This window comes from Mesorhizobium escarrei (genome assembly GCF_935825525.1).
GTDB lineage: Bacteria > Pseudomonadota > Alphaproteobacteria > Rhizobiales > Rhizobiaceae > Mesorhizobium > Mesorhizobium escarrei.
Genome location: NZ_CAKXZT010000025.1, coordinates 1 through 360, shown reverse-complemented (window position 1 = coordinate 360; position 360 = coordinate 1).

Here is a 360-nt window from a genome sequence, read left to right as displayed (position 1 = left end):
GTTCTACTGACATCCTCAAGATCCGTGGGGAGGAAAAGACTGGCGGCCTGTGGCATCGAACTGCCTCCTGGCGAGCCGTCGTGCATTGTTCCCGCGCTCTGCGGGGCTCCCGTGGTGATCGACTTGCCAGCTGCAACACCAGCAGGCGTCTTGATGCGCGTAGTCATCGCATTCTCCTCAGGTTTTGTGCCTCGGTTTGTCAGTTGGAGAAGAGCGCGGCGGCCAGCGCCACCGCGCTCTCGTCTCAGTTCAGTTCACGCAGCGGCTTGAACGCCGCCCTGAGCTCGCGGGTGAAAATCATCGGCTCCTCCCAGGCGGGAAAGTGGCCGCCCCTTTCGGCGTCGTGAAAGTAGATCAAGC